Genomic DNA, 24,734 nt, shown 5'->3' with positions numbered 1-24,734 from the left:
TGGTTGATGAAAGCATTATTCCTTCAGCCAACCACCTATCAGACTGATGATTTCCTGTCTTGTAGGCTCTGGGAACGACAAGATGCGAGTTTTGTGCGAACCACCATGACACATATAAACATGCAGGTTCTTCTTGTTCTTGGTGAAAGGCAAGCCATAAATGCCCGAAGCTCCCCAAGGATCGATATCGCCATAAATATAAACCATCTTCGGATCATTCTTGGTCAGGAACTCTACCGTATGATTATAGAGTGCTGGCGAGAACTTCACGTTTTCTGCCCCCTTTGGCACCATCAGTTTCTTCAGATAGCCCTTAGCAGTCTTGATACTGAGATATTTCTTGAATGGTTTGGTATAATAGCCGTAATAACCCAACTCCCGGGCTGCCTGCACATCAAATGAGGCTGTGGCATTATAGTTGGTGAAATAGTCAGGTTCACACATGTTGATCCAGTAATCAAACACCGTCTTGTCATCTGCCTCTCTTGCAGGAATCTTGTTGATGTCTTCTCCCCACTGCCAGAAAGCAAAGGCGTATTCGAATACAGAGTAATCAAAAATCTCTGCCAGCGGAGCATTGAATACATATTTCTTATCGTTGCAATATTTCTCGAACATTGGCAGCAACGCAGCCTTTCGCTTGAAGAGGAGCAACTGGAAATCGAGCACCTTCTGTCGGTTTTCCTTGGTTGATACCTGATATTGCAGAAACTTCTCATGTCGTCCATCCTCCACACCCTTGTTGAGCGGAGCTACGTATGGCACAGAAATATCTACATCATCAGGGAAGTAAGAACGGTAGAACATCGTAGTCTGTCCGCCCTTGCTGATGCCGGTAGCAATCCATTTTCCCTTGTACATCGCATGCAGGGTCTGGTTTACATGATGCAGATCATAGAGCGAATTCTCAACGGTAAGATAATCCCAGTTGCAAGGACTAGGCATCGACTTGTCGAAATAACGGTACTCTACGGTAATGATATTCGTATCGAAGAGTTTGGAAAGTTCTTCAATATATCCTTCACGCAGCGCATAGTTGGCATTATATCCTTCTGTCACGAGCACGGTAGGACGGTCGAATCCTCTATGGCAGAGCACCACCCTCTGTTCGAAATAGCCCTTGGATGCATCCTTGGCATCGAGCTGTTGCTTGATAAAGAACACATACTTTTCCGGGAAATGCGTACTTTTCAGCGTTTCCACGTTACTTACTCCAGGCAATGCAGCCAGTTGCTTACCAGCCACGCCCAGTTCTGCCGCCAGCATCTGCAATGGCAGGATGAAGAGCAGCAGCATCAATTTCAAAAATCTCAGTTTCATCTTATTCTCTCTTTTTATTTATTATATTCTAAAATTCAAGATTGCAAAATACATTCTATATGTTTTCTAAACCTCTGCAAAGGTAATGATTTATTCTTGTTCGGCAAAGAGAAACCCCACCTTATTTATTATATGGGCAGCAATTAAGGAAATCAGAACAAGAATCCTGCGTTGATATAGAATCCTACATTCTTACCCAAGCTAGAATAATTAGCCTGAATGCTTACCGGACCCAATACGAAATCATAGGATGCCCGCAAGGCTCCTCCCCACAAATCATCACCGATGAGAATATGGGAAAACTTGCGGGCTTCCTTGCCATACTCTCCCAAAGCGGTAAGGTAGAACTTTCCTTTCACCCGATAGCGGAAACCGAGCTGACCTGTCACCACATTGCGCTCCAGCAGATGGACATGCTGCGCACTCTCCCATGCCATCTGCCAAGGCAGATAGTAACCGTCAGCTACTCCACCTGCATAATTCTGATAAATGGCTGGTACGGAACTGCCAAACAAGAAGCGGCTCTTGAGCTTAGGAAGCAGATAGAATCTGGAATTGAGACGTACGGCACATTCTCCTTGAAAAACAGCTTCACCGAAAGGATTATCATCAGCATAATGTATTCCGTCATCCGTATGCAGAATGCCCTGAACCTGAATGCGGGTGCCACGGGTCGGGAAATAGCGGCGGTCGTAAGTATCCATCACAACAGATGCAAAGTAGTTCAGAAAATGGTCTGACGAACGTGTCTGGATGCTTCCGTCGCGTTCGAACATATCAGAATGATAATGATAATAATCAAACTGCACTCCCGATTTCAATCTGAAATTACCGATATCGCGGGTATAGAATCCAGCGAAAGAATGCGAAAGAAACTCTAGGGCATCCAACTTATGCTTGTCCGCATAAAGGTCGAAATCATAATGAGTCATACGATAGGAAATGCCAATTTTTGCTCCGAAAAGGTTACCATAGGCATATTTCATTTCCAGATATGGATTACGGGAAATGCGTCCTGTAAAGGCATAATGATGACGGGTAGAAAACTGCTGGTTATTGGATATCTGAGCTATGACGCTCGCCAGATCCTGCGTATCAAAACGTGCACCTACACTGATTCTTCTCGATTCGTTTGGTTCCAGCATGAACACCAGGTCATAAGGTTCCTCGTTAGACTGTCTGTATTCTACACGCGAAAAGATATTCAGTCCCCTGAGCATGGCAAGTGTGCCATCTATCTCCTCAGGACTGACTTCCGAATTCTCCCGTAAAGCTATTTTCTTTCTAATCCACTTTTCCTCCTCTCCGCTGATGCCTTCTATCCGGATGCTTCCTATATGATAAGCTTCCGTCTGAGAAGGTTTCTGCAGTTTGAGACGTTTATCCTGCAATGTATCATCAGAGGCTACAGAATCACAAGCACCAGCATAGATATACTTTCTCAGAGCCATCAGCTCATCCCACTTCTGGCGGGCAGCCTGTTCTCCCCGCTGTATCATCGTATCAATGGCTTCAGATTGGAAACTGGCAGCCGAATAACCTTTCAGAGAAGGATTGATATAAAGATCGGCTTCAGCCATATTCTTCCGGTATTTGTTCTGCCCCATCATACTTATGAGCTGTTCTACAACAGAAGAAGCCGATTTCAGCTCTTCCTTCTTCTTCCAACCGGTACTCAAATCTACACAGATAATCACATCCGCTCCCATTTCCTTTGCCACATCAACCGGCAGATTGTTCAAGGCGCCGCCATCCACCAGCATCTTCCCTTTCCATTCTACCGGAGCAAACACGCCCGGTATCGACATGCTGGCACGCATCGCCAATGGCAACGAGCCCGAAGAAAACACCACCTCCTTGCCTTCTACCAAATCTACCGCCACGCAACGGAAAGGGATGGGTAAACGAGAGAAATCATCTACCTGATGATACCCCACGGTAAGTTTAGAGAAAAGGTTAAAGATATTCTGCCCCTTCACATAACCGGTAGGCAACGAAACCTTTCTCTCTTTAGAAAGAGGAATATGAACGATATATTTCTCCCTTTCTTCTTTAGAGAGAAAAGTCTCCGATTCGCGTTTCACCTGGTCGCTCAAAAGGAAAAGCCAGTTCTGGTTACGGTAGAGGCTATCAATATCCGCAGCATCGTAGCCGATGGCATAGAGTCCGCCCACGATGGCACCGATACTGGTTCCGGCAATATAATCTACAGGAATATCAGCCTCTTCCAGCACCTTGAGCACACCTACTTCAGCCGCACCCTTGGCACCACCTCCACCCAACACGAGCCCCACCTTCTTGCGTGGCTGCTGGGCTTGTAGAGGAGTATGAGCAAAGAAGCAGCAGAATAAAACCAAAAAACATAATATCTTATCTCGATGTACCATCATATTGCTCCTTTTTAAAATGAATAACTGGCACGGCAAAGATACGAAGAAAGATTGGAACTCGCAAGAAAATCTGAAAGAAAATGGCAGAGGACACTGAAATTTAAAGGATTATGCGAATCAATCCAGATGCTGCAAAAATCAAAGATAACAAAAAGATTCACCACCTTTTTTATATTATCCTCCATTTTTCTTGCAAAATCAAAATATTCATCGTATCTTTGCAAATAGAATTTGTAGCAAGGCGAATAGCTCACAAAAAGCTATCCTGAAAACATAGGAGATTAGATTATGACAGAAATGAACGATAGAAGATTGCCCGTAGGTATCCAGTCTTTTGAAAAAATTAGAAAGGAAGGATACCTATATGTTGACAAGACAGATATCATCTGGCAACTTGCCAACAGAAATAAAACGTATAATTACCTAAGCCGCCCACGCCGCTTTGGCAAGTCGATTCTCGTGGATACACTCCAGGCTTACTTCGAGGGGAAAAAGGAACTCTTCGAAGGATTGAAGGTGATGAAGCTAGAGAAAGACTGGACCTGCTATCCCGTAATTCGACTCGACATGAGTTGCGGAGGAGCTACCCCCGAAGAACTCAACTCCTATCTCGACGATGCCTTCTATAAACTCGAACAGAAGTATGAAGTTGCGGTACGTCCGGAGGTTTCCCTTGCCGTACGTTTCCAGAACATCATCGAAACGATGTTTCAAAAGACCGGAAAACAGGCGGTTATTCTTATCGACGAGTATGATTCTCCATTGCAGCACTCCTGGAAGACTCCTCAGCATGATGCCTGCACAGCTATCTATAAATCCGTATTTGCCGTCTTGAAAAAAGAAGACGAACACGAGCGCTTCGTCTTCATCACGGGCATCACCAAGTTCACACAAATCTCCCTCTTCTCCGTGCTCAACAACCTGAGCAACATCAGTTTTGATGCACCCTACGCCACTATCTGCGGCATTTCGAAACAGGAAGCTGCCGACAACTTCATACCTGAGATTGAGGCGATGGGAGAAGAAAACGGATGGACTCCTGAGGAGACACTGAAGCAGCTCACTGCCTATTACGACGGATATCATTTCTGCCGCAAAAATATGGTGGATATTTTCAATCCGTTCAGCCTCATCAATGCCCTAGATGATAGGGAATTGAGAAATTACTGGGCTTCATCAGGGGCCACTTCCCTATTGCCAAAGTTTGTGGATGACATGGAGATGAAGATGGAATATTTTGACCATTGCTTCATCGAGCGCGACACCCTGGAAACATCGGATGTGGTGAATGGCGGAGCCGAACTCTTCCTCTATCAGTCGGGGTATCTCACCATCAAGGGTTACGACGATGGCGTTTACATTCTGGGCTTCCCTAACTTTGAAGTTCGCAAGGCATTATACAGCGTAGTGGTTCCAGCCTTGACCATGAAGTCGAATTCGGAAGTGGTTTCTGCGCAGAGCTTCCTCAGAAAAATGATGCAGGACGGCAACACCGCAGAAGCCAAGAAGGCATTAAAGGCTCTAATCGCCGATGTTCCATACAGCAACAAGAAAATGGCGAGTATGGATATGGAGGAGCGTTACCGGCTGATAATGAGCACGATATTCAGAGCCTTGGGATTTAGGGTGGAAGTAGAGAGAATGCTAGCCACTGGCAGAATTGATATGATTGTAGAGGTTCCATCCTTCATCTATGCCCTGGAACTGAAGCTATCTAACAATGGCGGCATTTCTGCAGCCGAGAGCCAGATAAAGGAAAAGAGCTACACAGAACCATTCAAGGCCGACAAGCGCAAGGGCATCGCCCTGGCAGTGGAACTTGATGAAACAGGCAAGGGATTGATAGATTGGAAAGAAGTGGATGAGTCTTTGTAAAATACAACTCCAAACAAACATCCCGCCAGGTGTCCTACCGGATTCAAAATCCGTTGGGACACCTGGCGGGTTCTTTTGTTTATCATAAAGACTAATGATAATCCTTTCTTTCTATCCTCCTGGCTCGCATGTTCAGCTTACGAGGATCTTGGCGCAAATCCCAGAGATCCACCAGCCAGATGATATCTTTCTCTTCATTATAGAAATAGATAATCTTGAAGTTCTTCATGATGATGGCACCACGAAACTCCATAGTTTCATTACGGAAATGAGCTACTATAGGATAACGCTTAGGCATAAATTCTAATAAACGCTTAATTTCCTTATATTGTGTTTGCCACTTACGAGCAGTTTTTAATCCAAACTCTTGCAAGGCATACTCAATACACTTTTTTATCTCCTTCTTGAAAAGGGCATCAGTTTTTATTTCCATTCTGCAATCATCTTTTCTATCTCAGCATCCAAAACGGAAATTGGCTCTCCATAATTAGGATCATCCAACTTATCCAAAATGCTCTCGCAATGCTCCATCACCTGCTCCAGCGAGCGCCCCATAGGATAGGAATCGGTGTCGTAAGCCTCATCCCATGATACTGATGCTGCTGATGATGCAGCCGAACGATAAGCAGGCGATGGCTCACAAACCTTATCCCCTGCTACCTTAGATTCATCGATATGATATTTCTTTTCCTCCATATTTCTTTCGTTTTTAAAGTTCCACGTTACTTATTGGTGCAAAAATACGAAGAAAGATTGGAAACCGCAAGAAAATCTACAAGAAAATGGCAGAGAACGCTGAAATTTAATGGATTATGCGGATAATCTTTCCACGCAAAGAACAACAAAGCCAGCCTCCTCTTGCGAAAAAGCTGGCTTTCTTTATCATTATTACAGCAAATACTCTTACATATCAAACAGATTACCTGTTGCCACAGAATACGATACCTTACACTGGTTGCAGATATCAGTAATCGTAGCGCCACTTCCACTCAACGAGTAGAACACGCTCTCGCCTATTAAAACATACTCCCAGGTGCGGTTCATTCTATCCTTAGACTCCAACGCGTTGATTTTCTTTATCCACTCGATGGTTGCCGTCTGTTTCTGACGCACGTTCACGTCATCTACCTTATCGTCGCCCTTGGTTTCTATCAGATAAACTTTATCAGCTGTAGCCACGATGAAATCTGGATGATACGTTGCCATCAAGCCATCCTTCCTTACATAGAAGATGATGGCGAAGGAATGGCCACTCTCATTAATCTTCAGAAATCTTTCTACCTCGGCATCCCTATTCAGAAACTCAATGAATGCCTTTTCCAAACCTCCACCATGAGATGGATAACCTAGTCGGGGATAGATGCACTTCTGTACCTCCATGGAATAAGACTCTCTCATCTTGATGGCTTTGAGCGAAGAGAAATCTGTATGGCTCACCTCAGCATCTACCGTAGTCAGGCGGTTCTGCATTTTATAGATTGCCACTGCAAACTGCTCTACGATATGCTTCGTCACGATGCCATCCTTCGCCAGTAATATCTTCCAGTCGCTTCCCTGGAACGGGTCGAAAGGTATTGCGAAAAGTTTCACCCTGATGTACCAGTCCATCACCTGCACCGTTTGAGCCCCATTGATCTGAATGGTAGGGAACCCCTGACGGCGACAGTTCTCAAAGCGCAACGTTACTACCTTCAGCAACTTCTGTAGATATTCATTATATCCATTAGCATTAAAGAGATTGGCCGTCACCTTATACTTGCCAAAGGTTGTCTTTGTCAAAGATTCCTGCGATACGAAGGTCTCCCCCTCCTTTGCCAGGAACTTACGGAGCAAAGACAGCGGATACATCGTGAATGGCTGTAAATCATCTAAATCTATTTCTGCATCTTCCAACTCTTCTAAGGAATCATGCAGAATAACCGGCCATTGGAAATCATACTTTTCGTAATCATCACGAAGTCCTACGGTCAGAATATCTCCAGTGGCACCTCCGGTACCCACGTCGCCTTCATCCACAGCCACCAAGCCCTGATCCTGCAAATCATCATAAAACTTGATGAAAGCCGGATGTTCCACGATGGACAGGGTGTCAATATAGGTGCGGGGAGACTGATGGTTCTTCAACACCCTGAGGCGGTCTTCACGCTTGATGTCGATATAATCAGACTCTCGCCACATCAGTCGCAAACCTCTGCCCACCAACTGCTCTAGCAGGATTGGCGCCTGCGAAGAACGCAGCGGTACGAGCACACAGATGTTGTTGACGTCGAAGCCCTCACGGAGCATCAGTACCGAGATGACCACCTTCGGACTCTTATACCTATCTATATCGAAGAGCTTCTTCTTGATTTCCAGCCATTCCTCATCCTTCACCTCGCCCTGCTTGTTGCTGTCGATGGTAACGATGTCTTCATCTTCCAGACCTTCCGACTTCAGAAACTCTTCTACAAAAGGAGATACCGTGGTGTCCTGGCAGACGATGAGCATCTTCGGGTTCTTAGACGCATCATTCTTCAGAAATTCTTCTTCCAGTTTGTTCAGCTTGGTCAATCCGGCACGGAGCATCATGCGCTGACCTTCGCTCAGCCCTACTACCTTTCCCTGCTCATCACGCTCGGCGTTGTAATCCAGGTTCTCCAGGTCGGTGAGTTCCTGGCGGCGGTCGAGCAGCAACAGTTTCACCAGTCCCTGCTTCATCGCCATAGGCAAGTCGAAGTCAACAATGATATGAGGGAAGAAGAGTTTCACCTGCTTCTCTCCGGCACCCTTCGTATCAAAAGGAGTAGCAGAGAAGTCCACCTGTATGAATTTTGTACCCTTGGTGGCACTGATGGCATTCAGGCCTCTTTGCCATTCCACCTCCTCGGTTTCGCCATTACGCTTGATTTCGTGAATATGATGAGCCTCATCATTGATTACCATCAAATCCTTTAAGCCCGCCAGATATTCCAGTTCGGTGCCACCCAGGGCACGGCGGTCGAGCATGCCGAGGTCGTTGCCCGCCGACTTGCCCGGACGGATAGGCAACAGGTCGCTGATGATTTCAGAAGGTGTCACCGTGCTGGAATCGTCCATGTCCTCATCCTGTTCCTTCTCTTCCATCTGATTTTCAAACAGATGCCAGTTGGTCAGGGCAATCAGTCCCTCGCCGGTGGTCTTCCTGCCGATGCCATCTTCCTTGGTCACCACATTGTTCTGTATGAACGAAAACACCTCGTCACGATAACGCTCGGGGATGAACACCTCCAGGTTCATGTAGTAGTCGTTGGTCTGAGGGTCACGATATTCCTCATCGCGCTTCTTTCTGCCGCAGAAGGCATCCAGCAGACGGTCGTAAACAATCAGACCCGGAGCCACAACCAGGAACTTCTGCGTAAATCGTCCGCTCTCCACATCCTCGTGCCGGGCATTTTTCAAATTGCCGAGTGCAGCTTTGCATTTGCAAAGATACTGCAAAAATAAGAGATAACAAAAAGATTCGCCACCTTTTTTATATTATCCCCCATTTTTTCTTGCGAAATCAAAATATTCTTCTCAAAATCTTTGGAGTATCAATAATTATCTGTATCTTTGCAGAGTGAAATGTTTAAAAATTACAATTATGGCAACACAAGTATTACAATTCAATCAGGCTCAACAGGCGGTGCTCAATGTTATCTCTTGTTTACAGTCAGAACAGGACTTGGCAGACTTGAAACGAACATTAGTTAAGTTCATGAATGATCGCTTGCAGCGAGAAATGGATAAGCTTTGGGAATCTGGCGAAATGAGCAATGAAAAGTTGCAGGAAATGCAGTCAGAACATTTGCGCACGGCTTATAAATAAACTGACTATGCAGAGAAACATCGTCTTAGATACCAACTGTCTCTTGCAGATAATTGCAAGGAAAAGCAAGAATTATTTCTTATGGGAAGGATTCTTGAATGGGGACTATTGTCTCTGCTTTACAACTGAAATTCTAGAAGAATACGAAGAAATACTTTGTTTAAAAACGAATCGATTAATAGCAACTATGGTATTAGAGATTATAACTCAAGCTCCAAATACCCAAAGAGTTGATGCTCATTATCATTGGAATCTTATCACACAGGATCCCGATGATAATAAGTTTGTGGATTGTGCAGTCTTTGCTAATGCCGATTTCATTGTATCAGATGATAAACATTTCAAAGATTTAGAAAACATCGATTTTCCAAGAGTACTAGTAGTTAGATTAGAAGAGTTTGCCAGATTATACCGAAATCTTGATGCCAACTAATTAAAACTCTTTTCATCATTGAATTGACACATAGTTCGAGAGATAAATTGACACATATTTCGAGAGATAATATGTAAAAGAGCAGAAGCAAACACGGAAATACTCTTCACTCTTCACCAAACCCTCCGGAATACCGATAAACAGGGCGATTGCAGGGGTGAAGAGTTCGCAGCAGCTCTTCACCCACTCTTCACCACTCTTCACCCATATACTTCAACACATCAATGCATAAAGGTGGATACACATCTACCTATCGATTTTGAGTCCAGGTGAATAGTGGTGAAGAGCGGGTGAAGAGTTGCTGATGACTCTTCACCTCCCAGAATGCCGATAAACACAGGGGATTTGGGAAGAAAGGTGAAGAGTGAAGAGATTTTTGCAGAATGCTAAACATAAATCATATTAATAGGATTGGGAAATCTGCTTTCCCTATCTGAGATGACTGTCTTATAGGAACAGCCGACTGTTCCCTATTCCGCTAGTCGGCTGTTCGCCCCAAACAGCCTACTAGCCATACGCAAACAGCACACTTATCTTTCGGAGATAAATATCAGAACATCGGAGATTTATCTGCCAAAAACAACCATATCAAAACAAAAACGAAATGAAACTTCCCTGAAATTTGGAGGGTTAAAAAAAATATATTACCTTTGCATTCGCAAAAAAGATAAGATTATGAACGGATTGTATACTATATTATTATTGGTGCTGAGCAACATCTTCATGACGCTGGCTTGGTACGGACACCTCAAGTTGCAACAAACGGGCGTGAGCAGCAACTGGCCTCTTATCGGTGTCATCGCCTTCAGTTGGGCCATCGCCTTCTTCGAATATTGCTGTCAGGTACCAGCCAACCGCATCGGTTTCGTGGATAATGGAGGACCGTTTAATCTGGTCCAGCTCAAGGTGATACAGGAATGCGTATCGCTTATCGTCTTCGCCATCATCGCCAATATCCTCTTCCAGGGACAGGGATTGCACTGGAATCATTTCGCAGCCTTCTGCTGCCTGATTGCAGCCGTTTATTTCGTATTCATGAAATAGCCGGATAAGGAGTAAACCCAATATAACTCCTTATCCGGCTACCTTTTTAGTTTTACACCTGCCCTACACCAGGTTATAGATTTCGCTCGGTGTCTTGCGCTTCAATACTTCCAGCTGGAAGTCCTTGCCGACTATGATGCCTTTGCTGCGCAGGATCTGCTCCACGGTTTTGCGTGCCAGCTCAGGATGGTTGTTCTCCTCGCTGAGATGACAGAGCCAGACGTGATGAAGCTCCGGTGTAGCATAATTGGCAAGCGCCTCGCCACAATCGTCGTTGCTCAGATGACCGTTATCTCCCAAAATGCGATCCTTCAGATACTGGGGATAATGACCCTGTTGGAGCATCTCTACACTATGGTTCGCCTCGAGTACAAGATAGTTGGCACGCCCGATAAAGTCGTGCATCTCTTCGGTAATATGGCCCACATCGGTGATGAGGCAGAAGTTCACACCTCCGCACTCCACGAAATAGCCAACATTGTCGGTACTGTCATGGGGTACGCCGAACGGAGTAATCTTAAACTCGCCCAGTGTGAAAGTTACGTTCTTCTCTATCACACGAGCATGGTTAGGCTCTATCTTCTTTCGAACACAATAGTTGCGCTCGATGCCTTGATGTACTTTACGGGTCGTATATACCGGTAGATGATAGTCAGTACTCAGACTCCCCACCGACTTTACATGGTCGGCGTGGTCATGCGTGATGAGGACGTGATGCACATCCTCGAAGCGAAGTCCATAGTTATGGAAATGCTTCTTCAATATTCTTATTCCTACTCCTACGTCTATCAGTATCGAATCCGTATCAGTGTAAAGATAATAGCAATTGCCACTACTTCCACTGCCAAAGGATATAAATTTCAGCATTTTAATTGTTATTTTCCATGCAAAGTTAGCAAAAAAGATTCTTATTACAAAGTTTTTTACTATCTTTGTGCCGAAATATCGCAAAAAAATAGAAATTTTAAGATTTGAGAATCATGATAAAGAAGTCGATGATAGGTTTATGCATAGCTGTGGCATGCATGACCGCAAGTATATTCAGCCTTTCGGGCTGTGAACCTCACGAAGGCAGCGAGGACCAGCTGAAGGCTGATGTTGATTCGTTTGCCAACTCTTATTTCAACTGGCATTTCCCGAAAGCCGTGAAGTATTGCACCCAGGAATCGGAGCGCTGGCTGCGCTATGCTGCAAGTAATGTGAACGAGACCGACGTGGAACTGCTGCGCCAGAAACCGGAGGATGCCAGCATCGAGATTACGGATATTGATTTCGGTGACGATGAAACAAGTGCCACCGTTACCCTTACTGTTCATAATTTTCTGCAAATGGACAGTATCGGGCAGGATCCGCAGCTCGTAGAACAGGCCGATTTCCAACTGCCGATGTGTATGGAAAAGGGGCTCTGGAAGATTAAGTTGGATAAATTGCCTTGAAAAAAGTAAGGAGTTTCTGAGAGGATCATAATCCAAAAGATGCCCTACAGAAACTCCTGGCTATAAACTGTTAACTATAAACTATTAACTATTAGCTGCATTTAGAACGGCAGACCAACTGCGAAATGGAAGGCGAAATCGCGGTCTAGTTTCGGGTGGATAATCGCCCAATGCTCTTCCTTCGTTCCGTAGGCTGGATTGATCGCCTTCATACCCATATCCAGACGGAGGATGAAGTAATCGAAATTCAACCTGAGACCTAAGCCATAGGCTACAGCTATCTGTTTGTAGAATTCATCTATCTTGAACTGGCCGCCAGGCTGATCCTCATAATTGCGAAGTGTCCAGATATTACCGGCATCGATAAACGCTGCACCCTCAAACTTCCAGAAGAGCGAAGTGCGGTATTCTGCATTCAAGTCGAGCTTCACATCACCCGTCTGGTTGATGAAATCTATTCTGCCGTCAGTTCCCTTAAACTTGCCCGGACCTAATTCTCTAACGCCCCAACCTCTTACCGAGTTGGCACCACCCGAGAAATAACGCTTTTCGAAAGGCAACACCGTACTGTTGCCGTAAGGATAAGCCACACCGATACCCGCATGTAGCGCCAGAGCATTGCGCTTATCAAACTGCATCAGATGGGTATAATCTACATCAAACTTGGCATACTGGGCATAAGCTATATTAAATAATGTACGCTGCCCCTGGCTGTTCACCTTGAAACCGAATGCCTTGGAAACACCGCTCAGCAGATTGCCCGAACTCTCTACATTCATTCGCACAGCATCTACCCCATCGCTATAACTCAAACCGAAACCCATCTTCATGATAAACAGGTCTTCGTAATTGTAGCGGAGGATGGCATTTCTGTTTTCTGCATTATCGAGATAGTCTCTCTTGAATGTCTCGGATATCCATGGCATATATACATAGTTAAGATCGAGCAGGTCGAAACGCCAGGCCAGATGATGACGCGGTTCTGTCCAGCGATAACGCCAGGCAGTAGAGAATACGCGGCGATGAAACTCCGGACGGTTCTGAAGATTCCAACTTGCCGACAACTCGCTGTTTGCCGTCTGTCTTCTTCTGAAATTTCTTGAAAGGAAAGGCGCCACGAAACGAGGGAAAACCAGTTTGCCTTCAACCGAATATTCAGTATAGTTCTGGTCCTGATACCCCTCCAGACCGGTAATAGCCTCGTAAGCTCCACGAAGTTCGATGCTCAGCTGCTCACTACCTCTGAAGAGATTTCGGTTGGTATAAGTGAGCGATGCAGCAGCTCCCAAGTCGCCCGCCGTATTGGTTCCCTCCGGCTGGAAGGCGATGGTAGAAGGCTTGTTGGTACTGATCTGGATATTACAATCCATCTGCCGGCTGATGCTGTCCCTCTCCATTCCGTTCTCCGTAACCTGATTGCTGTCAGGAACTTCAGAGAAACTGATGTTGGTATACTTCACCGCCTGCAGACGGGCAAAGTTGTTATAGGTGCGCTGCAAGGCGGCGGCACTGTAGGGACGACCTTCGCTGAGGGCAGTGGCATTGAGCAAAACCTGATGGCGCAGATGGATTCGGTCGCTGTCATTACTCAGATAGTTGATGTTTCTGATTTCATATCGGGTATGATCAACCTCAGGAGCATTACTGTTTGCCTTATACTTCATCAGGTGGAGCGTCAGGGCGATATCCTTCTGTCCCGCAATCGTATCTGCAGAAAACTGGATAAAATCTTTATGAAAGCGGAAATAGCCATCATTGGTCAGAAGGCTGGAGATGCGCCTGCGCTCATTATCCAATGTTTCTACCGTAAATCTCATACCCGGCTTAATCTGCTGATTATCGGGGTTATCGAGATGCAGAAGTTGCTGGATATGTTCATCTTCCACTTCATATTTCACCTTACCTATCACAAAAGGTTCTCCGGGATGCAACAGATAGGTAGCATCCAGTTTCTTTCCTTTCTTGGTGGTATAGAGCGACACCCCGGCATGCATGAAGCCCTGGTTCTGCATGGCGGTAAGCAGATCCTGACAGGAGAGCCGCGCCTGCAAAGTATCGTAGATGACAGGCTTCTTGCTGAAAGGATTCTTGAAGAGCGAGAAGAGTTTCGGCTTCTCTTTCTGGCGCACATACTGCTTGAGCGCCCCGGCATTATACCCTGCCGAGTCGCTCTTCACTTCCACCTTATTTAATATATACTCCCCTTCCGGCACCATTTTGCTTGAAGAACAAGATGCTATGAGCAGCGGCAAGGCAAGTAATGAAATCGTTTCTTTTTTCAAAATATCTATCGTTTTTGATATGCAAAGATAATGCAAAACAAATTAAATACAAAATATTTAGCACTTTTTATTTTGAAATGTCTATATTTTATGTTACCTTTGCACACATATAGACAAAAAATAAATGATTAGCAAGAATAAAATAAAGTACATACGTTCGCTCGAACTGAAGAAGAACAGAAATAAAGAAGGAAAGTTCGTGGCAGAAGGTTTCAAGGTGGTAGACGATCTGCTCGCTCTGCAACCTGCCGACCTGATTGTGGCTACCGGCGAATGGCTCCGGGGCAAACACTTCGGGGCTGCAACCGAAGTGATAGAGGTTACTGATGAAGAACTGAAGAAGGTAAGTTTCCTGCAACATCCGCAGCAGGTGCTTGCCGTATTCAGACAGGCAACATCAGGAGATTACTCTATTAATACCAGCGAACTGAGTCTGGCGCTCGACGGCGTTCAGGACCCAGGCAACCTGGGCACCATCATCCGCATCGCCGACTGGTTTGGCATCACCCATATCTACTGCAGTCAGGATACTGCCGACGTATACAATCCGAAGGTGGTGCAGGCTACGATGGGCAGCATAGCAAGAGTGAAGGTTGAATACGGCGACCTGCTGGGACTGGTAGAATCACTTCCTGTCGACGTTCCCGTTTACGGCACCCTGCTCGATGGCGACAACATCTATCAGCAAAAGCTAGAAAACCGTGGACTCATCGTGATGGGAAACGAAGGAAAAGGCATCTCGCCAGAACTGGCAAAGAAGGTGAACCACAAGCTGCTCATCCCTAACTTTCCGGAAGGTAGAGCTACCGCCGACAGTCTGAATGTAGCTATCGCTACCGCCATTACCTGCTCAGAATTCAGAAGAAACTTTTAAAGGTAAAAAGGTAAAAAATACAAAAGCGATAATTAGAAATTAAAACAAGATAGTTATGGAAGTAAATGAATTATTTAAGCACCGCAGTATAACTGCCTGCATGAGAGCATCATACGATACCATAACAAGTGACTTCAGATCACTCGTAAAACAGACATGGACTACCCATGTTCCATTTGCTGTATTGCTGGCTATCGTACTCTATTTCCTCCTCCCCAACAAACCGCTTCACGATTGGGGAGCTGTGAATCCGATGGCTTCGTTCATCCTGCAAACCATCATTTACGGAGCCACTATCGTGATGGCTATCGTATCATTCTGGCATCTTCTGCCAAGAAAGCAACTGTGTCCTAAGGGCGAAAAGCGCAAGATAGGGAAATCCCTCCTCAGCATTCTCCGCCACTTCGGTGGTTTCTTTCTGACCAGTTTTCTCGGCATGATTATCGTAGGCATCGCTACCTTTATCGCAGCCTTGCCTTCCATCATCCTCATCATCGCACAGTTCTATTCACAGCTCGGTGCGCTTGATGGCGACCCGCTCGGTGTGCCGGGGTATTTCACCCCACTCCTCTTCCTGGTGTTCACCATCACCTTCCTGCTCATCATCTATGCCCTGAGCTGGCTCGGCATTTCACTTGCCTATCAATTCGGCTCTTACAAGGTGCAAGACGAAGAGAAACAGAGAATGAAGGAAAGCCAGAAAATGGCAACTACAGAGATAGAAAAATATTAATCGTATTAACATAATATATAAGAGACATGAAACAGACAAGATTACTCTTCATCGACCGTGATGGAACTCTGATTCAGGAACCAGAGGACGAACAGATTGACAGCTTCGAGAAGCTGGTATTCACCAAGGGCGTGTTCCGCAATCTCGCCTTCATTGCCCAGCACACCGACTACGAACTGGTGATGGTGAGTAACCAGGACGGCTTGGGCACCGACTCCTTCCCTGAGGACATCTTCTGGCCAGTCCACAACTTCATCATCCAGACCCTGGAGAGCGAGGGCATCCACTTCGCCAAGCAGCACATCGACCGTCACTTCCCTGAGGATAACTCCCCGATGCGCAAGCCAGGAACAGGCATGCTGACCGAATACATCAATAACCCTGCCTACGATATGGCAAACAGTTATGTAATCGGCGACCGTGAAACCGATGCCCATCTTGCAGAAAACCTGGGTTGCAAGAGTCTGATTCTCGGAAAAGACGGCATGGACTGGGATAAGATCGCTGAGATTCTCTTTGCCGGCGACCGCATCGCAGAGGTGAAGCGCACCACCAAGGAAACGGATATCTACATCAAGGTAAATCTCGATGGTTCAGGAAAATGCGACATTTCTACCGGTCTCGGTTTCTTCGACCACATGCTGGAACAGATAGGCAAGCACGGCATGATGGATCTCACCATCCATACCAAGGGCGACCTCTATGTGGATGAGCATCATACCATTGAGGATACGGGTATTGCACTGGGCGAATGCTTGCTGCAGGCTTTAGGTGATAAGCGCGGAATAGAAAGATACGGTTATAGTCTGCCGATGGACGACTGTCTCTGTCAGGTAGCATTGGACTTCGGTGGCCGCCCATGGCTGATCTGGGATGCAGAGTTCCACAGAGAGAAGGTAGGCGAAATGCCAACTGAGATGTTCAAGCATTTCTTCAAGAGTCTGAGTGATGCGGCAAAGATGAACCTCAACATCAAGGCTGAGGGCGAGAACGAACATCATAAGATAGAAGGCATCTTCAAGGCACTTGCCCGTTCGCTGAAAATGGCGGTAAAGAGAGACATCTACCACTTCGAACTTCCTAGTTCAAAGGGAATGCTGTAAGGAGTTTATAGTTAAGAGTTTATAGTTTATAGATGACTGTTGCTATAAACTATAAACTCTTAACTATAAACTATTATTAGAACTTTGTCATGAACTCCACAACAATCTTATCTTTTTCTGAAACTTTAGCTATACCACCTTTACGATAAAAATATTTCTCGTAGTTGATACGGATATCAGAGATGAATGGCTTGGCAAGGCTCAGGGTTACACCGCCCGTAACACGATGGCGCTTATAATCATTGATCTTCAATGCACCCAGTTCTGTATCAGAACCGCCATATCTTGTACCATCACTGTGGTCGCTCATGAAATCATATCTTGCCAAAGGAGAAACCTTCCTGATGAGGCTCTTAGGATTAGCCACCGGAATATCATAGCATACGAAACCATCGAATGCATGAACATCGTGAAAGGCATCCTTGCTGTAATGCTTGTAAAGATACTCAGCCTCAGCAATGAAACCACCCTTGTGAAAGGTGATACCGCCATCATACATCGTTACCGTAACATCAGATGGCTTGATCTTCTGGGTACTCAACACCAGATTCACATTCGGAAAGAGGAACTGAGCCTTGGCAGAATAGTTGATGCCCTTGGTCCAGTAATCCTTCTGGTTTGTCAAGCCCGAACCATTGAAGATACCGGCATTCACCACGATTGGGAAACCTATATTCCAGGTGTATCCGATTTCGGCACCCACATCGCGCACGTTGCCCACCTGCTTGGCGATGAACGAGCGATTGGCGAAGTACTGCTGATGAGGAGAACGGTGAGCATCAATAGTGAATGGCACGCGTTCCTGACCGATGGTAAGCTGCAGTGTTTTCCAAGGCTTGATGCGGGTATAAGCGTCGAGCATCTTAATCTTACCCTCATCACAGAGATCAATCTCAGCCTTATAACTAACCTCCTTTGTTACATTTCCTGCTACATTGATACGGGCCGTACGCACCTCAAATCGTCCCTCCCCTTCTTCGGTTTGGTATTCATACTTAGAACGGATGGTTCCACCTATCTTCATAGTCTTTACGAATTCAGGCGCATCGTTTCCAAGAGAACTCTTTTCTGAGTTTTGGGCATTCATTCCCATCGACACCATAGCGAGCGTCATCAACAGATACGTTTTCTTCTTCATTTTTACCTTATTATATATATAGCATAATTGATTGTTAACAACAAGAAAGCAATCCCGTTATGAATTGAAATTCAACAAGATGCCATTCTATTTCTTTTCGGCTGCAAAGATAAGGAGAAAATGTTTCTTTCACAAAACATAAGTGTTACAAATGTATTACATTGTCTGTTTACAAAGCGTGTAATATGATTGCAACGCCCGTAATATCGTTGTAACATCATCGTCATAAACATGTAATCATCTTTTCGCTCAAGTTTAAAAATATCGCCGTACCTTTGCAACCGAAAAGAAATACAAATTAACATATTTGATTTATGAAGGAAAATAAAAAAGCGATTTTGGATATTCTTAAGAAGAAATCCAAGAAAGACGGTAAGTTTGAAAACTTGGTTCTCAACCTCGCCTTACAGAAGATTGACAGCGATAACTTTGAGTTTGACGGCGAGGCAGTCTATACCGCCGACAAGAAGCGCTTGGTTTACTACATGAACCATGATGCCAGTTTTACGATTCCTGAGGGAGTAGAGATTATCGGAGAGATGGCTTTCCGTGGCAAGAAACAATTGGCTCATGTCATCATCCCTAGTACAGTGAAGGAGATTGAACATGATGCATTCTATGATTGTGATGAATTGGATAACATTTATGTACCTGCCAGCGTGAAAGCTATCAGAGCATACGCTTTCGCTGAATGCGACAAACTGAAGAAGATTACTTTCGCAGGAACTCCAGAAAAGTTGAGCCGTCATACTTTCGATGACTGCGACCTGTTGCACGACATCATCGTTCCTGCCGGCAGCAGCAAGTTCTTCCGTAAAGAGCTTCACTTTATCGACGGAGATACTGATTTCCTCATTCTGGAAGTACCAGGCAAAGACTCTAAAGAACCTTCTAAGAACAAGAAGGACGAGAAAGTTTCTGAAAAGAAAGCTGACTTAGAGAAGAAGGAAACTGCTCCAGAAAAGAAAGTTGAAAAAAGAATAAGAAAGAGTCTACAAAAATAAAATAACCCACAAACTTTCGAATGTGGTTCAAGAACGGACTGAAAACCCCCAAACCCCTACTCCAGGGCGTATGGAAAGACATTAGAAAGTTAAGTAACTCTATAATTAGCAAACGACTATGACCAAAGAAGAATTACTAAAAAAGGCATACGTAGAACGCGATATCAGTTGGATGTACTTCAACCATCGCATTCTGCAGGAAGCAGAGAAAGAGTACGTACCATTGTTGGAACGTCTCTCTTTCCTCGGTATTTATTCCAATAACCTTGACGAGTTCTTCCGTGTCCGCGTAGCATCACTCAACCGCATGCTCGACCAGAAGCTCGACAAGGATACCGAACAGCAAATTAAGAAATCACTTAAAACAATAAATAAACTCAATGAATCTTATTCGAAAGAATACACTGAGGCGGTGGATACGGTTTTCCGAGAGCTTGAAGTACACAAGGTTCGCCTGCTCAACGAAGATCAGCTCAACGACGAGCAGAAGGAATTCCTTACGCAGTTCTTCTACGACGAGCTCAATGGTTCTGTCAACCCTATCTGGCTCAACGAGATAGACGACCTCTCTACCCTGGAGGACAACCGCATTTACCTTGCCGTAGAAAAGGCCGAGGATGACAAGAAGAAGAAATACGCCGTAGTAAAGGTACCGGATAGAGTCTATGGACGCTGGGTGAAGGTACCGGCAAGCGATGGTTTCGACAACATCATGTATCTCGATGATGTAATCAGATACTGTCTGCCTCTGGTATTCCTCGGTTTCAAGAAGAGCACCTATCGTGCCTTCAGTTTCAAGTTTACCAAGGATGCCGAAATGGAGATGGACAATGATGCCGACTTCGGAACCATGGAGAAGATTGCACTGGGTGTAAACAGCCGTAAGAAGGGTGAAGCCGTGCGCGTAATCTACGACCAGGAGATGCCGAAGGAACTCCAGAAGAAGTTGCGTGAGCGACTGAACACCAAGGAGTTGGATGCTTCATTGGCTGGCGGTAGATACCAGAACCACAAGGATCTGATGTCGTTCCCTGATTGCGGCCACAAGGAACTGAAGTACGAGAAGTGGGCTCCTATCATGAAGCCGGAGTTCCTTTCCAACGAGAGCATCCTCGACCAGATTCGTGAGAAAGACCGCTTCATCCACGTACCCTACCATAGCTTCAACGGCTACATCCGTGTGCTCCGAGAGGCTGCTACCAAGCCAGAGGTAAAGGCAATCAAGACCACCCTCTATCGTCTGGCAAAGGATTCAAAGGTAGTAAAGGCGCTCATCACCGCTGCCCGCAACGGCAAGAAGGTAACAGCCGTAGTAGAACTTCTGGCACGTTTCGACGAGGAGAGCAACATCAAGTGGAGCAAGCGCATGCAGGAAGAAGGCGTAAACGTAATCTTCGGTGTAGAAGGACTGAAGATTCACTCCAAACTGCTCTATATCGAATCAAAGAAGGGCAACATCGCCTGCGTGGGAACCGGAAACTTCCACGAAGGCAATGCCAAGATCTATACCGACTATCTGATGATGACCGCCCGTCCTAAACTGGTAAACGAGGTGGCTAAGGTATTCGATTTCATCGACCGTCCATTCTCACCATTCCGCTTCAACGAGCTCCTCGTATCTCCAAACTCCATGAAGAGCCGCATCCTGCGCATGCTCGATGCCGAAATCAAGAATGCCAACGAGGGCAAGGAGGCTTGGGTGAAGATGAAGATCAACCACATCACCGATACCGATATGGTAACCAAGCTCTATCAGGCATCGAAGGCTGGCGTGAAGATAGACATCGTGATCCGCGGCAACTGTTCATTGGTACCAGGCATCGCCAAGCTCAGCGACAACATCCGCTGCGTGGGCATCATCGACCGCTATCTGGAGCACAGCCGTATCCTCATCTTTGCCAACGGAGGCAAGCCAAGGTACTTCATCGGTTCTGCCGACTGGATGCCTAGAAACCTCATCAACCGCATCGAGGTTCTCACCCCGGTATATGACGAGGATATGCAGGCAGACCTGCTCCGTACCATCTCCTATGGTATGAGAGATACCATGAACGGCAGAGTGGTAGATGGCAAGGGCGGCAACGAGTTTGTGAAAGGCGAGCCATTCCGCAGTCAGGAAGAACTTTATAAAGCCTACAGCGAAGAGCAAGAAGTAAACGAATAGTATATGTATAACAAGATTGCGGTTTTTACAGATGAAGAACAGCAAATCTTTATATAAAAAGAACAGCATGTCAGCAATGAATTTAGCATCCATTGATATCGGCTCCAACGGAGCCCGACTCCTCATCAAGCGCTTCGAACCCGAGGCTATCCGAGAGGAAGACCGCATCAAGAAACTCATGTTCATCCGCATCCCACTGCGATTGGGTAAGGATGTTTTCACCCTGGGAAAGGTTTCCAAGGAGCGTGAGAAGATGATGCTCCACATGATGAAGGGCTTCAAGCAATTCATGAAACTCAATGACGTAGAGGCTTTTCGCGCCTGTGCCACATCGGCCATGCGCGATGCCGAGAACGGCAAGAAGGTGCTCAAGAAGATAGAGAAGCAAACCGGCATCAAACTCGAAATCATCAAGGGTCAGGAGGAGGCACAACTCCTCTACAACAACCTGGTAGAGAAAACAGACTCCAACGAGGGCAGCTTTGCCTACATCGATGTGGGCGGTGGTTCCACGGAGGTGAGCATCATCCACGACGGTGTGCTCGCCGAGAGCTATTCCTACAACATGGGTACCCTGAGAATGCTAAGCGGCAAGGTGACTGCCGAAACCGAAAGTCTCTTCAAGGAGAACCTGACGAGATATGCCGAGCAATACGGCGACATCAGGATCATCGGTTCGGGTGGAAACATCAACAAGTTGAACAAGCTGGCACGCCACAGCAAGCAGGACTCCAAAAACCTGACGCTTGCCGAACTGAAGCGTCTCTACTCGATGATGCAGCCCCTGAGCATCGAGGAGCGCGAGATTTCCTTCTCTCTGAAGGAAGACCGTGCCGACGTCATCATTCCTGCCGCTGAGATCTTCATCAAGGCATGCGAATATCTGAAGTGCGAAAACATCATGGTGCCAAACATCTCGCTCGCCGACTCCATCGTGGATGGACTCTATGAGAAGATGATGGCAAAAACAGAAGAATAATCCACTTCATCCACAAATAAAAAAGATCCGAGACAGATGGCTAGCAATAGCCGCTGTTTCGGATCAACTTTTTTATAATTCGGATTTATCTTAATGATCTTTATAATTTCAAGTATCCGGGTTATCCAACACCCAGCAGTTCTACTTCGAATATCAGGGTAGAACCGCCAGGGATGCCCGGCTGCGAGAACTTGCCGTAGCCCATCTCGGCAGGGATGTAAAGTTCCCACTGGTCGCCCACGTGCATCTGCTGCATGGCAACAATCCAGCCATCAATCAGGTCGCTCAATCGCATGGCGAACGGCGTACCGCCACGGCTGGAATCAAACTTCTTGCCGTTGATGGTCCAACCGGTGTAATGGGCCGTCACGATGCTGCGTCGGCTAGGCTGTACTCCCTTCGGGTCGCCCTGCTTCAACACCTTATAATATATACCACGAGGCAGCGCCATAACGCCCTCCTCCTTTGCCTTTTCCTCCAGCCAACGCTTGTTGGCCTCAACATATTCTCTTTTTGCCATAAATCTATTTGGATTCTTGATATACTATGATTTTTGCGCAAAGTTACAAGACAGCATATCGGAGAATAGCCTATTCCTCTTTCGAAACAAAGTCTCTTACGATGCGGGTGTATGCCTCGTGATGGTCGCGATATGCCATAGCATGAACGGAGCCTTTGGCGATGAAGATGGCTTTTCGGCCCTTCGTCTTCGCCTCATAAAGCGGATGAAGCATGGCGTAGGGCACGAAGGCATCCTTATCGCCATGGATAAAGAGCATCGGTTTGGTGCTCTTGCGAACCTGCTCTATCTGCTGAGCCTCGGCAAACGACCAGCCGTAGCGATACTGGCAAAGGGCAGAAGTGGTATTCATCAGCGGGAAGGCAGGCAAGCCAAACTGGTCTTTGAGCTGAGCGGAAAACTCATCCCATACGCTGGTATAGCCGCAGTCCTCCACAAAGCACTTCACGTAATCGGGAGTCTTCTCTCCCGATACTGCCATCGTGGTTGCCGCACCCATCGAAATGCCATGAATCACCTGACGGGTATTCTTCACTCTTCGTTCTTCACTCTTCACTTTAAAAATCTCATTGGCGATTTCCGACCATCTGATGACATCCCATCTATCCTTCCATCCCATCTGGATATGGTCGCCCTCGCTCTCTCCGTGTCCATACAGATCTGGCAGGAGCACATTATACCCCATATCGTGATTATAGAGATAGGCAATGTGCAGCATTCCCTCGGAGCGCACCTGATAGCCATGCACCACCACGGCAGTTTTTTCCGTAGTCTTCGGTGCATAGAGATAGATGGCATGTGCCTTGTAACCCGATGGCATCGTGACAAAGGTATCCTTCACGCAATGGTGCTGATACACGGAGTCCATCCAGCCAACCATCCAGGGGCACTCGTTCTTCATTCTGTTCTTCCAATGCTCAGCCGTCATTCTCTCCTCCTTCGGATAGTTGAGCGAATAATTGAGCATATAGTTGCTGGCACCATACAGTCCCAGCATCACGAGCACCACCAGGCCCAGAGCCGAAGCGATGCCTATCTTTCTCATCTTTTTCTGTTTCATCTTCATTCTTATTGCTATTAAAAATATCTATTATAGAGTTTCCGCTGCAAAATTAAGGAAAAAGATGGAAATGACAAAGAAACAGAGGAAAAATTCCTGTTAAATTGAAGCATAGGGCGAATTGCTAAAAATAGTGTTAACAAAACTAACTTGCTCTAAATTGGACTTTGATTGAATATCAAGAACTTGGGCGTTTGCCTATATTATATAGATGTGCTCTCGAAGATCTCAACGGAACCTGTAAAGACCGATAACTACGAGGTGGGTGCATACATCGGCATTCTTCACTCCCATATTAACTATACTTCCTTCGTAGGGTATGCCGTCAAAGGTGGTGATTTCTCTCTCCTGCTCGGCTCCAAGGGCGTTTAAAATACCTAGAATATGCGGAGAATAGCATGAAAACATGAATTTTGCCTTTTAAATCCCCATAAATGAGGATGACGTATTTCATTATTTTTAGGTATTGCACATTATTTAATAAATATGTACCTTTGCAGCCTGATTCAAGATAATATTTAATTTTAATTATAAACACTTTAAAAGTTCAAAA

General features: G+C 45.8%; 23 protein-coding genes. 12 read left to right on the top strand and 11 right to left on the bottom strand.

The genetic code is table 11. The annotated features are described in order from the left end of the window. Nucleotides 1-15: 15 nt before the first annotated feature. Nucleotides 16-1,320, bottom strand: coding sequence for a S28 family serine protease (locus RCO84_RS04870; RefSeq protein WP_153082535.1), 1,305 nt, complete (start codon nucleotides 1,318-1,320; stop codon nucleotides 16-18). A 152-nt stretch (nucleotides 1,321-1,472) separates the two neighbouring features. Further along, nucleotides 1,473-3,710, bottom strand: coding sequence for a patatin-like phospholipase family protein (locus RCO84_RS04865; RefSeq protein ID WP_317584152.1), 2,238 nt, complete (start codon nucleotides 3,708-3,710; stop codon nucleotides 1,473-1,475). A 288-nt stretch (nucleotides 3,711-3,998) separates the two neighbouring features. On the opposite strand from RCO84_RS04865, the gene RCO84_RS04860 reads away from it, so the two are divergent. Next, nucleotides 3,999-5,585, top strand: a complete 1,587-nt coding sequence (locus RCO84_RS04860) for an ATP-binding protein (protein WP_317584150.1) — start codon at nucleotides 3,999-4,001, stop codon at nucleotides 5,583-5,585. Nucleotides 5,586-5,676: 91 nt separating this feature from the next. On the opposite strand, the gene RCO84_RS04855 is transcribed toward RCO84_RS04860, so the two are convergent. The 3 genes from RCO84_RS04855 to RCO84_RS04845 form a co-directional block, all read right to left on the bottom strand. Then, nucleotides 5,677-6,018 (bottom strand): hypothetical protein, encoded by a 342-nt coding sequence (locus RCO84_RS04855; RefSeq protein ID WP_144151554.1) that lies wholly within the window; start codon nucleotides 6,016-6,018, stop codon nucleotides 5,677-5,679. Next, nucleotides 6,009-6,281, bottom strand: coding sequence for a hypothetical protein (locus RCO84_RS04850; RefSeq protein WP_144151557.1), 273 nt, complete (start codon nucleotides 6,279-6,281; stop codon nucleotides 6,009-6,011). Before RCO84_RS04850 ends, RCO84_RS04855 begins: the two co-directional genes overlap by 10 nt. Nucleotides 6,282-6,488: 207 nt before the next feature. After that, nucleotides 6,489-9,002 carry a DEAD/DEAH box helicase family protein gene (locus RCO84_RS04845; protein WP_317584148.1) on the bottom strand — a complete coding sequence of 838 codons (2,514 nt, stop codon included), beginning with the start codon at nucleotides 9,000-9,002 and terminating at the stop codon, nucleotides 6,489-6,491. A 184-nt stretch (nucleotides 9,003-9,186) separates the two neighbouring features. Here RCO84_RS04845 and RCO84_RS04840 point away from each other — a divergent pair, with 184 nt between their 5' ends. Beyond that, complete coding sequence (locus RCO84_RS04840) at nucleotides 9,187-9,411, top strand: dephospho-CoA kinase (RefSeq protein ID WP_117727701.1); 225 nt, start codon at nucleotides 9,187-9,189, stop codon at nucleotides 9,409-9,411. 7 nt (nucleotides 9,412-9,418) lie between these two features. Further along, nucleotides 9,419-9,844 (top strand): putative toxin-antitoxin system toxin component, PIN family, encoded by a 426-nt coding sequence (locus RCO84_RS04835; RefSeq protein ID WP_144151563.1) that lies wholly within the window; start codon nucleotides 9,419-9,421, stop codon nucleotides 9,842-9,844. A 15-nt stretch (nucleotides 9,845-9,859) separates the two neighbouring features. Here RCO84_RS04835 and RCO84_RS04830 read toward each other — a convergent pair whose 3' ends face one another. Beyond that, nucleotides 9,860-10,048 (bottom strand): hypothetical protein, encoded by a 189-nt coding sequence (locus tag RCO84_RS04830; RefSeq protein WP_317584146.1) that lies wholly within the window; start codon nucleotides 10,046-10,048, stop codon nucleotides 9,860-9,862. A 471-nt stretch (nucleotides 10,049-10,519) separates the two neighbouring features. On the opposite strand from RCO84_RS04830, the gene RCO84_RS04825 reads away from it, so the two are divergent. Then, complete coding sequence (locus tag RCO84_RS04825; RefSeq protein ID WP_040553814.1) at nucleotides 10,520-10,888, top strand: DMT family protein; 369 nt, start codon at nucleotides 10,520-10,522, stop codon at nucleotides 10,886-10,888. Between the two features lie 63 nt (nucleotides 10,889-10,951). Here the strand turns inward: RCO84_RS04825 and RCO84_RS04820 are convergent, their stop codons facing one another. Beyond that, nucleotides 10,952-11,755, bottom strand: coding sequence for an MBL fold metallo-hydrolase (locus tag RCO84_RS04820; protein ID WP_317584144.1), 804 nt, complete (start codon nucleotides 11,753-11,755; stop codon nucleotides 10,952-10,954). A gap of 113 nt (nucleotides 11,756-11,868) precedes the next feature. On the opposite strand from RCO84_RS04820, the gene RCO84_RS04815 reads away from it, so the two are divergent. Further along, nucleotides 11,869-12,324, top strand: a complete 456-nt coding sequence (locus RCO84_RS04815; RefSeq protein ID WP_287796821.1) for a hypothetical protein — start codon at nucleotides 11,869-11,871, stop codon at nucleotides 12,322-12,324. A 101-nt stretch (nucleotides 12,325-12,425) separates the two neighbouring features. On the opposite strand, the gene tamL is transcribed toward RCO84_RS04815, so the two are convergent. Beyond that, nucleotides 12,426-14,606, bottom strand: coding sequence for a translocation and assembly module lipoprotein TamL (gene tamL / locus RCO84_RS04810; RefSeq protein WP_445081693.1), 2,181 nt, complete (start codon nucleotides 14,604-14,606; stop codon nucleotides 12,426-12,428). A gap of 124 nt (nucleotides 14,607-14,730) precedes the next feature. On the opposite strand from tamL, the gene RCO84_RS04805 reads away from it, so the two are divergent. The 3 genes from RCO84_RS04805 to hisB are packed head-to-tail and all read left to right on the top strand — an operon-like array spanning nucleotide 14,731 to nucleotide 17,316. After that, nucleotides 14,731-15,480: an RNA methyltransferase gene (locus tag RCO84_RS04805; protein WP_317584143.1), complete on the top strand. Its 750-nt coding sequence runs from the start codon at nucleotides 14,731-14,733 to the stop codon at nucleotides 15,478-15,480. 55 nt (nucleotides 15,481-15,535) lie between these two features. Next, nucleotides 15,536-16,213 (top strand): hypothetical protein, encoded by a 678-nt coding sequence (locus tag RCO84_RS04800; protein ID WP_287618116.1) that lies wholly within the window; start codon nucleotides 15,536-15,538, stop codon nucleotides 16,211-16,213. Nucleotides 16,214-16,239: 26 nt separating this feature from the next. After that, nucleotides 16,240-17,316 (top strand): bifunctional histidinol-phosphatase/imidazoleglycerol-phosphate dehydratase HisB, encoded by a 1,077-nt coding sequence (gene hisB, locus RCO84_RS04795; RefSeq protein WP_317584140.1) that lies wholly within the window; start codon nucleotides 16,240-16,242, stop codon nucleotides 17,314-17,316. A gap of 76 nt (nucleotides 17,317-17,392) precedes the next feature. On the opposite strand, the gene RCO84_RS04790 is transcribed toward hisB, so the two are convergent. Then, nucleotides 17,393-18,454, bottom strand: coding sequence for a porin (locus RCO84_RS04790; protein WP_287839348.1), 1,062 nt, complete (start codon nucleotides 18,452-18,454; stop codon nucleotides 17,393-17,395). Nucleotides 18,455-18,768: 314 nt separating this feature from the next. On the opposite strand from RCO84_RS04790, the gene RCO84_RS04785 reads away from it, so the two are divergent. From RCO84_RS04785 to RCO84_RS04775, 3 genes are all read left to right on the top strand, one after another. Continuing rightward, nucleotides 18,769-19,458 (top strand): leucine-rich repeat domain-containing protein, encoded by a 690-nt coding sequence (locus tag RCO84_RS04785; RefSeq protein ID WP_317584137.1) that lies wholly within the window; start codon nucleotides 18,769-18,771, stop codon nucleotides 19,456-19,458. Between the two features lie 118 nt (nucleotides 19,459-19,576). Next, nucleotides 19,577-21,622 carry an RNA degradosome polyphosphate kinase gene (locus RCO84_RS04780; protein ID WP_317584136.1) on the top strand — a complete coding sequence of 682 codons (2,046 nt, stop codon included), beginning with the start codon at nucleotides 19,577-19,579 and terminating at the stop codon, nucleotides 21,620-21,622. A gap of 76 nt (nucleotides 21,623-21,698) precedes the next feature. Continuing rightward, nucleotides 21,699-22,601 carry a Ppx/GppA phosphatase family protein gene (locus RCO84_RS04775; RefSeq protein WP_317584135.1) on the top strand — a complete coding sequence of 301 codons (903 nt, stop codon included), beginning with the start codon at nucleotides 21,699-21,701 and terminating at the stop codon, nucleotides 22,599-22,601. Nucleotides 22,602-22,722: 121 nt separating this feature from the next. Here the strand turns inward: RCO84_RS04775 and RCO84_RS04770 are convergent, their stop codons facing one another. Together RCO84_RS04770 and RCO84_RS04765 are read right to left on the bottom strand one after the other, a co-directional pair. Further along, complete coding sequence (locus RCO84_RS04770; protein ID WP_144154859.1) at nucleotides 22,723-23,121, bottom strand: FKBP-type peptidyl-prolyl cis-trans isomerase; 399 nt, start codon at nucleotides 23,119-23,121, stop codon at nucleotides 22,723-22,725. Between the two features lie 70 nt (nucleotides 23,122-23,191). Next, nucleotides 23,192-24,181 (bottom strand): alpha/beta hydrolase, encoded by a 990-nt coding sequence (locus tag RCO84_RS04765; protein WP_317584132.1) that lies wholly within the window; start codon nucleotides 24,179-24,181, stop codon nucleotides 23,192-23,194. A 213-nt stretch (nucleotides 24,182-24,394) separates the two neighbouring features. Here RCO84_RS04765 and RCO84_RS04760 point away from each other — a divergent pair, with 213 nt between their 5' ends. Then, nucleotides 24,395-24,553, top strand: a complete 159-nt coding sequence (locus tag RCO84_RS04760; protein WP_186292316.1) for a hypothetical protein — start codon at nucleotides 24,395-24,397, stop codon at nucleotides 24,551-24,553. Nucleotides 24,554-24,734 lie beyond the last annotated feature (181 nt).

The organism is Segatella copri, assembly GCF_949820605.1.
Classification (GTDB): Bacteria; Bacteroidota; Bacteroidia; order Bacteroidales; family Bacteroidaceae; genus Prevotella.
The sequence above is the reverse complement of the archived record's forward strand: the minus strand, read 5'-3'. Positions and strand labels throughout refer to the sequence as shown.

Coding starts and splice junctions, on each gene's coding strand:
- RCO84_RS04770 (WP_144154859.1), bottom strand. CDS start 23,121: ATGGCAAAAAGAGAATATGTTGAGGCCAACAAGCGTTGGCTGGAGGAA.
- RCO84_RS04790 (WP_287839348.1), bottom strand. CDS start 18,454: ATGAAGAAGAAAACGTATCTGTTGATGACGCTCGCTATGGTGTCGATG.
- RCO84_RS04865 (WP_317584152.1), bottom strand. CDS start 3,710: ATGATGGTACATCGAGATAAGATATTATGTTTTTTGGTTTTATTCTGC.
- RCO84_RS04870 (WP_153082535.1), bottom strand. CDS start 1,320: ATGAAACTGAGATTTTTGAAATTGATGCTGCTGCTCTTCATCCTGCCA.
- RCO84_RS04820 (WP_317584144.1), bottom strand. CDS start 11,755: ATGCTGAAATTTATATCCTTTGGCAGTGGAAGTAGTGGCAATTGCTAT.
- RCO84_RS04780 (WP_317584136.1), top strand. CDS start 19,577: ATGACCAAAGAAGAATTACTAAAAAAGGCATACGTAGAACGCGATATC.
- RCO84_RS04800 (WP_287618116.1), top strand. CDS start 15,536: ATGGAAGTAAATGAATTATTTAAGCACCGCAGTATAACTGCCTGCATG.
- RCO84_RS04860 (WP_317584150.1), top strand. CDS start 3,999: ATGACAGAAATGAACGATAGAAGATTGCCCGTAGGTATCCAGTCTTTT.
- RCO84_RS04850 (WP_144151557.1), bottom strand. CDS start 6,281: ATGGAGGAAAAGAAATATCATATCGATGAATCTAAGGTAGCAGGGGAT.
- RCO84_RS04855 (WP_144151554.1), bottom strand. CDS start 6,018: ATGGAAATAAAAACTGATGCCCTTTTCAAGAAGGAGATAAAAAAGTGT.
- hisB (WP_317584140.1), top strand. CDS start 16,240: ATGAAACAGACAAGATTACTCTTCATCGACCGTGATGGAACTCTGATT.
- RCO84_RS04775 (WP_317584135.1), top strand. CDS start 21,699: ATGAATTTAGCATCCATTGATATCGGCTCCAACGGAGCCCGACTCCTC.
- RCO84_RS04835 (WP_144151563.1), top strand. CDS start 9,419: ATGCAGAGAAACATCGTCTTAGATACCAACTGTCTCTTGCAGATAATT.
- RCO84_RS04765 (WP_317584132.1), bottom strand. CDS start 24,181: ATGAAACAGAAAAAGATGAGAAAGATAGGCATCGCTTCGGCTCTGGGC.
- RCO84_RS04840 (WP_117727701.1), top strand. CDS start 9,187: ATGGCAACACAAGTATTACAATTCAATCAGGCTCAACAGGCGGTGCTC.
- RCO84_RS04815 (WP_287796821.1), top strand. CDS start 11,869: ATGATAAAGAAGTCGATGATAGGTTTATGCATAGCTGTGGCATGCATG.
- RCO84_RS04805 (WP_317584143.1), top strand. CDS start 14,731: ATGATTAGCAAGAATAAAATAAAGTACATACGTTCGCTCGAACTGAAG.
- RCO84_RS04825 (WP_040553814.1), top strand. CDS start 10,520: ATGAACGGATTGTATACTATATTATTATTGGTGCTGAGCAACATCTTC.
- RCO84_RS04785 (WP_317584137.1), top strand. CDS start 18,769: ATGAAGGAAAATAAAAAAGCGATTTTGGATATTCTTAAGAAGAAATCC.